This is a genomic window from Candidatus Korarchaeota archaeon NZ13-K, from assembly GCA_003344655.1.
In the GTDB taxonomy this organism is placed as follows: domain Archaea; phylum Korarchaeota; class Korarchaeia; order Korarchaeales; family Korarchaeaceae; genus Korarchaeum.
Window position 1 is genome coordinate 1 of the sequence record MAIU01000063.1, and the last position, 6,390, is coordinate 6,390.

Below are 6,390 nucleotides of genomic sequence, written 5' to 3' on the forward strand. Positions count from 1 at the left end.
GTTCCAGATGGAGATCGAAAAAATACTGAGGGATAGGGGTGAGTCACTCTAAGCTTATCGCGCCGACAGGACAGGAGTTGATGGCGGTCTCCACGCACTCCCTCAGCTCCTCCCCCACTTCCCCTATCGAGATCTCATCATCCGTCATCACGGAGAACTCCTGCCTGACCCTGTTCCTCCCCTCCTCGAGCTGGAAGACGTCAGGGCAGAGCGCTGGGGCGACGCCGCATCCTATGCAGAGCTTCCTATCGACCCTAACCCTCAGCGTCATAACATATGTTGCGTGGATTAATTTAAAAGTTTATGCGCTTCAGCCCCACGATATGTTCGATGAGCGAACCCGCACGCAGCATCACCGATTCACTGAGCTCACACGATCGCGGGTGCGCTCAGTCAGCCCCGACCACCGCGCACAAACAAATTTATACGCTCCATGAGGGCCCAAGCGAGGTGTAGGGATGGAAATAGAGAGGGAGCTCAGGGAAAGTAGGGAGCTGCTTGATGCCCTGATAGAAAAGAGCTTTCCGAGGAGGATAGATGAGAGCTACTTGGAGTGGCTCATGGGGAGGAGGTCGGATGGCTACGATCCGCGGACGATCGAGAGGACTATATTCGAACCAATGTGGGACCTGCTGGCCAGAGGGGGGAAGAGGTGGAGGCCCTGGCTCTTCATGACGATTGCCAGGAACCTGGGAGTGGATCTGGAGAAGTATAAGAATTTGGCTGTGATAGTCGAGCTCCTTCACAACGGATCCCTCATAGCTGACGATATAGAGGATGGAGCCGAGGTTAGAAGGGGAGATAAGGCAATTCACGTGAAGTACGGGCTGGACATAGCCGTCAACCTCTCCTCCGCGATGTACTTCCTCCCAATGAGGCTCCTGATGGAGATGGAGGTGAGCGACTCCACCTACAGGAGGCTAATGAACGCCTACCTGGAGGATATGATAAGGATACACCTCGGCCAGGCGACGGACATAGGATGGCACAGGGGTCTCAGGGACCCCGAAACGATAACCGTGGAGCAGTACTTGGAGATGTGCGCCAACAAGACGGGCGTACTCCCCAGGATGGCGGCCAGATTCGCAGCGATAGCGGCGGGGCTCAGTGCCGATGAGGAGAGAAGGCTGGGGAGGTTCGCCGAATCCATAGGTGTGGCCTTCCAAATACAGGATGACATACTGAACGTCACCAACACCGAGGGACTGGGCAAGGAGTTCGGAGAGGACATAAGGGAGGGAAAGGTCACCCTGATGGTGATCCATACCCTGTCCGCGGCCGATGAGAGGGACAGACTCAGGCTCAAGGAGATACTTTCGATGCACACCAGCGACCCTGCGCTCATCAGGGAGGCCATATCGATAATGGAGAGGTACGGGGCTGTGGATCACGCTAAAGAGGTGGCCAGGAGGATAGTTCTCTCCTCATGGGAGGAGGCCGAGGCGATACTCCCCGAAAACGTATACAAGGAGAAGATAAGGGAGCTGGCGATGTTCTTAGTTGAGAGGAATTTCTGATCAGTCCGATATCTTCTCCAGTGGTTTGACATCGTGGGGGGCTATCTCGCTCATGCCAGCGTGTGTGATCACGGCGAACCTGGCCTTCACCTTGATCTCAGCTATGCTGCGGGCCCCCACATAGCCGAAGGCCGCCTTCAACCCGGCCACGAACCTATCGACTACGGTGGTAACATCCCCCCTGTAGGGGACGAGGCCCTCTATTCCCTCAGCTATGTCCTTCGAGGGTTTGCTGTACCTATCTAGGGCGAACCTCCTCGATCTGGCCGACGGGCTCCCCATGCCCCTGTATATCTTGTACATCTTACCCCCTATCATCATAGTGGAGCCGGGGGACTCCTTAGTCCCGGCCAGGGCGTAGCCCAGCATCACGGCATCCGCTCCCATAGCGAACGCCTTAGCGGCCTCAGCGGGCCCCCTGATACCGCCGTCCGCTATTATTGCTACATCAGCCGAGTGCTTCCTCACGGCCTCATAGGCCTTGGCCACTGCGTAGAGGGTGGGCGCGGCCACGCCGGTCACCTCGCCAGTGGTGCATATGCTCCCGCTCCCTATGCCCACCCTGAGCCCCACCACATCGAGCCTGGTTATCACCTCCTCAGCCGCCTCATAGGTCCCTATGTTTCCCGCTATCACAGGAACGTCCACCTCGGAGATAAGCTTCTTAGTCGCGCTTATCACATTTTCGTTATGGAAGTGCGCAACATCGGTCACGAGCACGTCCACGTAGGGGGCCAGCGTCTTCGCCCTATCCATATCGAAGGGCGAGATCGCCGCGCCGACCCTGAGCCTTCCTTCCTCATCCCTAGTGGCGAAAGGATGGGACTCCCTGTAGAAGACGTCCTTGGCCGTGACGAGTCCTATGAGCTCCCCGGCCTCATTGACCACCGGAAGCTTCTCTATCTTGTGCCTGGCCATTATCCTCCTAGCCTCCTGTGGTGTTATATCAGGCCCGACTGTGATCGGATCCCTGGTCATTATGTCCTTGACCAGCAGGCTGCTCTCCTCGGCGAAGTAAACATCCCTCCTGGTCACTATGCCCACAAGCTTTCCATCGACGACCACGGGAAGTCCTGAGATCCCGTGCTCCCTCATCAGTCTCTTGGCTTCCTCAACGCTGTCTTCAGGGGAAACTGTGATCACGTCCCTTATTATGAAAGATTCCGCCCTCTTCACAGCCCTAGCCATGTTCACCTGCTCCTCAACGCTGCAGTTCCTGTGGAGTATGCCGAGCCCACCTATCCTCGCCATGGCTATGGACATCTCCTCCTCAGTCACGGTGTCCATGGGGGAGGAGAGTATGGGGACGCTGAGCACTATGTCACCTATCCTCGTCGTTAGATCGACGTTGGACGGCTCGATTTCTGTTTTCCCCGGGAGGAGTATCACATCATTGAATGTGAAGGCGAACTCCATGCCGATGGGGTTCCGCATAAATGGAGGGGACTCACGGTCTGATAAACTTTACTCCCCCTCAGGAGCTCCGACCTCCACCGTCCTGACCCTAGGTACGAGGTTCCTCAGGACCCTGCCGTCGTAGTATCCGGAACCGGCGAAGATGTCCCCGAACCTCACCAGGTAGACCCCTTTCTCGGGGAGATCCCTCTTCAAGTTCTCCCCCCTCATCCACCTGCCAAGCTCCTCCTGGCTCAACTCGACCACGTGTTTCTTCGCGCTCCTTCCGATGAGGAAGGAACCCTCTATGCTTATTATGAAACCATACGGGGCCCTCTTGGCTATGTAGACGCCTCTTATGAACTCCCTGCCCTCGAACTCCCTGAGCTCCGGGGAGCATGCTCTCAGTTTATCCTTACCAGATGGGAATATCTCAAGGTCCCGGAGCTCGGATCCGAACCAGTCCCTGACCCAGTCCAGGAACTCCCTTACCCTGGTTTCCTCAGGATCGCCACGAAGAACCCTATCGTGTCGTTGTCCTGAGGGTATATCCTCATGCACCTCTCCATCTCGCTCCCGAACTCCAGGTCCATCCACCTTCTCAGCCCTCTCCTCCAAACGAGGCCCTCCACCCTCGGCTCCTCCAGGGAGGCGCCCAGCTGGAGCAATTTAAAGACGACCCACTCGTTCTCCTTGGGCTCCAGCGTGCAGGTCGAGTAGACCATCAAACCTCCGGGCTTCAGGGTCTCATAGGCCGCCTTGGCCAGGGAGAGCTGGAGCCTGGACATCCTCTCAACGAGCCTCGGACTCCACCTCTGTAAGGCCCCCCAGTTCCTCCTGACCTCGCCCAAGGAGCTGCAGGGGCTGTCGAGCAGGACCCTGTCGAACCTCCCCCTGCCCAACACATCCGGTGCCCTCCTCCCATCGAACATCGTCACGACGACGTTGAGGGAACCCATCCTCTGGACGTTAGAGGCCAGGGCATCCACTCTCTCTGGGCTCACGTCGTTCGCCACTATGATCCCCCTATGGAGCATCATCTCGGCCATCTGGGTGGTCTTGGATCCAGGGGATGCGGCCAGGTCCAGCACGCTCTCCCCCGGCCTGGGGGAGAGGACGACGGGGGGGATCATGGAGGCGGCCTCCTGCACGTAGTAGAGACCAAGCTGGTGCCACTCCGTGTTTCCCAGTCTTTCAGGCCCTCTTATCACCCTGAACCCCTTGTCATACCAGGGAATCCTGGACAGCTCCCAACCCTTTGATGCGAGCAGCGAGATGAACCTATCAGGATCCACCTTCATCGGATTCACTCTTATGCTGGGGATGGGCCTTCTGGCCATGAAGGAGAGGAATGTCTCGTACTCATCACCCAGAAGGGCCCTGTACCTCCTCTCGAACTCCGGCTTTATCAACCCCTCAGGTATCGCATCCATCGGGCACCGGGCCCCGCTCAAGTTAATATCCTCTAGCGGCTCCCCAGCTCGGGATACCATGGAGGAGGTAAAGGAACTAGCGATGATGCTGGCAGCTGAGAACGCGCTCAAGTACGGGAAGGCCGAGTTAAACGCTGTGATTGGGAAGATAATTCACATGAAACCTGAGCTGAAGCCGAGGATCAGGGAGCTGATCCCCCTGATAGAGGAGGTCGTCAGGGAAGTCAACGAGATGCCCAGGGAAGCTCTGGAGGGGCTGGCGGCCGGGGTGAAGAGGGAGAGAAGGGAGGAGGAGAGGAGATGGCCTCCCCTGGCGGGGGCCGAGGAGGGGAAGGTCGTAACTAGGGTGGCGCCTGAGCCGAACGGATACCCAACTCTGGGGCATGCGAAGGGGCTGCTGGTCCCCTTCATCTACGCCAGACTCTACAGGGGCAAGTTCCTACTCAGATTCGAGGACACCAACCCCAGGGTGGAGAGGATAGAGTATTATGAGGCCATAAGGAGCGAGTTCTCTAAGCTCTTGGAGGCCTGTGAGGAGGAGCTGGGGCTCGGCCCTGGGAAGTGGGATGAGGAGATAATAGAGTCCTATCACCTTCCCCGGATGTATGAGCTGGCCGAGAAGATGATAAGGCAGGGAGACGCATACGTCTGCACGTGCCCCGCTCAAGAGGTCAGGAGAAAGAGGAAATTTGGTGTTGAGTGCGAGCACAGAGACCAGCCAGTTGAGAAAAATCTCGAACTTTGGGAGAAAATGCTTGACGGGACCTTCAGGGAGGGAGAGGCTCACCTGAGGATGAAGACCGACATGAGGCACCCGAACGTCACAATGAGGGACCCGGGCATATTCAGGGTGATAGAGGCCGAGCACCCCATACACGGGGATAGGTTCAGGGTCTACCCCGTATACGACTTCTCAGTCAGCGTCATGGACTCGCTCACCGGGGTGACTCACGCATTCAGGAGCAAGGAGTTCGAGCCGCATGTTGAGGTGCAAAGGCAGATAGTGAGGAAACTTGGCCTGAGGGAGTACGAGATGATCCAGTTCGGCAGGATAACCGTGGAGGGGATCCCCCTGTCGAAGAGGTACATGAGGCCGCTCGTCGAGAGCGGCATCCTGGATGGATGGGATGACCCGAGGATCCCAACATTGAGGGGCCTCTTCAGGAGGGGAATGCTGCCCAGGGCGATAGTCAGGTTCTTCTACGAGCTCGGCCCGAGCAAGGTAGATGCCACTATAAACATGGAGGCTATCGCCTCCATAAACAGGAAGATCCTGGATCCCGTGGCTAAGAGGTACATGTTCGTCCCCGATCCAATTAGGGCTAGGATAGATGGGCTGAGCGTCCCGGCTAAGGCGAGCGTTGAGGTTCATCCGAACTCGAAGGAGATCAGGGAAGTGAGGCTTGAGGAACCCGAAGTGTTCGTACCATCATCGGACCTCGCGACCCTGAGGCCCGGGGATGAGCTGAGGTTGAGGGGATTGATCACGGTGATCGTCAGGAGTATTAATCCAGATGAGGTGTCCCTGAGGGTCAGCGAGGAGCAGAGGGTGAAGGGGGTCAGGATAATACAGTGGGCTCCCGTGAGGGGAGGGGTGCCCGCCAGGCTCCTCGTGCCGGAGACACCATACAGCTTCAGGATGTTGGGAGGCTACGGCGAACCGGCCTTGAGGGAGGTGAGGGAAGGGGAGATAGTTCAGTTCGTCAGGGTAGGCTTCGCTAGGCTGGATGGGAGAAGCCCACTGACGTTCATCCTGTCGCACGAGTGAGTTTGAGAGATCCATCGTTGACTGGGGCCCGGGCCCTCATGCTCAGCTTTATTAAGATGTTATTAAATGTCATGGGATCCTTTTAAAAAGGGCTCTTTCAGGTAGTGATTGAAGGGTAGTTGGATGAAGGGGAAGTTGCCTCTCCCGCTCCTGTTGCTGCTCACGATGACGCTCCTAAGCGTGAGCGGCTTCGACTTCTCCCCATCGGAGGTCTCCAGCGTGAGGGCGTACAGCGCCAAACCCCTATTCAGAATCCCCGATCCCATCATCTACGGTG

General features: G+C 57.4%; 7 protein-coding genes. 2 read left to right on the forward strand and 5 right to left on the reverse strand.

The features are described from left to right. Window positions 1-43: 43 nt before the first annotated feature. Window positions 44-271, reverse strand: coding sequence for a ferredoxin (locus BA066_06100; GenBank protein RDD53113.1), 228 nt, complete (start codon window positions 269-271; stop codon window positions 44-46). A gap of 187 nt (window positions 272-458) precedes the next feature. On the opposite strand from BA066_06100, the gene BA066_06105 reads away from it, so the two are divergent. After that, complete coding sequence (locus BA066_06105) at window positions 459-1,517, forward strand: polyprenyl synthetase family protein (protein RDD53114.1); 1,059 nt, start codon at window positions 459-461, stop codon at window positions 1,515-1,517. On the opposite strand, the gene guaB is transcribed toward BA066_06105, so the two are convergent. Genes guaB through BA066_06120 form a run of 3 tightly spaced genes read right to left on the reverse strand, consistent with a single transcriptional unit; the run spans window position 1,518 to window position 4,345 of the window. After that, window positions 1,518-2,951 carry an IMP dehydrogenase gene (gene guaB / locus BA066_06110; protein RDD53115.1) on the reverse strand — a complete coding sequence of 478 codons (1,434 nt, stop codon included), beginning with the start codon at window positions 2,949-2,951 and terminating at the stop codon, window positions 1,518-1,520. Between the two features lie 30 nt (window positions 2,952-2,981). After that, window positions 2,982-3,473: a hypothetical protein gene (locus BA066_06115; protein ID RDD53116.1), complete on the reverse strand. Its 492-nt coding sequence runs from the start codon at window positions 3,471-3,473 to the stop codon at window positions 2,982-2,984. Beyond that, complete coding sequence (locus BA066_06120; protein ID RDD53117.1) at window positions 3,401-4,345, reverse strand: RsmB/NOP family class I SAM-dependent RNA methyltransferase; 945 nt, start codon at window positions 4,343-4,345, stop codon at window positions 3,401-3,403. Before BA066_06120 ends, BA066_06115 begins: the two co-directional genes overlap by 73 nt. Here BA066_06120 and gltX point away from each other — a divergent pair. Continuing rightward, complete coding sequence (gene gltX, locus BA066_06125; GenBank protein RDD53118.1) at window positions 4,227-6,113, forward strand: glutamate--tRNA ligase; 1,887 nt, start codon at window positions 4,227-4,229, stop codon at window positions 6,111-6,113. The genes BA066_06120 and gltX overlap by 119 nt on opposite strands. A 62-nt stretch (window positions 6,114-6,175) precedes the next feature. On the opposite strand, the gene BA066_06130 is transcribed toward gltX, so the two are convergent. Then, window positions 6,176-6,382 carry a hypothetical protein gene (locus BA066_06130; GenBank protein RDD53119.1) on the reverse strand — a complete coding sequence of 69 codons (207 nt, stop codon included), beginning with the start codon at window positions 6,380-6,382 and terminating at the stop codon, window positions 6,176-6,178. Window positions 6,383-6,390: the final 8 nt, after the last annotated feature.

Coding starts and splice junctions, on each gene's coding strand:
- BA066_06120 (RDD53117.1), bottom strand. CDS start 4,345: ATGGATGCGATACCTGAGGGGTTGATAAAGCCGGAGTTCGAGAGGAGG.
- BA066_06130 (RDD53119.1), bottom strand. CDS start 6,382: ATGATGGGATCGGGGATTCTGAATAGGGGTTTGGCGCTGTACGCCCTC.
- gltX (RDD53118.1), top strand. CDS start 4,227: ATGCTGGGGATGGGCCTTCTGGCCATGAAGGAGAGGAATGTCTCGTAC.
- BA066_06100 (RDD53113.1), bottom strand. CDS start 271: ATGACGCTGAGGGTTAGGGTCGATAGGAAGCTCTGCATAGGATGCGGC.
- guaB (RDD53115.1), bottom strand. CDS start 2,951: ATGCGGAACCCCATCGGCATGGAGTTCGCCTTCACATTCAATGATGTG.
- BA066_06105 (RDD53114.1), top strand. CDS start 459: ATGGAAATAGAGAGGGAGCTCAGGGAAAGTAGGGAGCTGCTTGATGCC.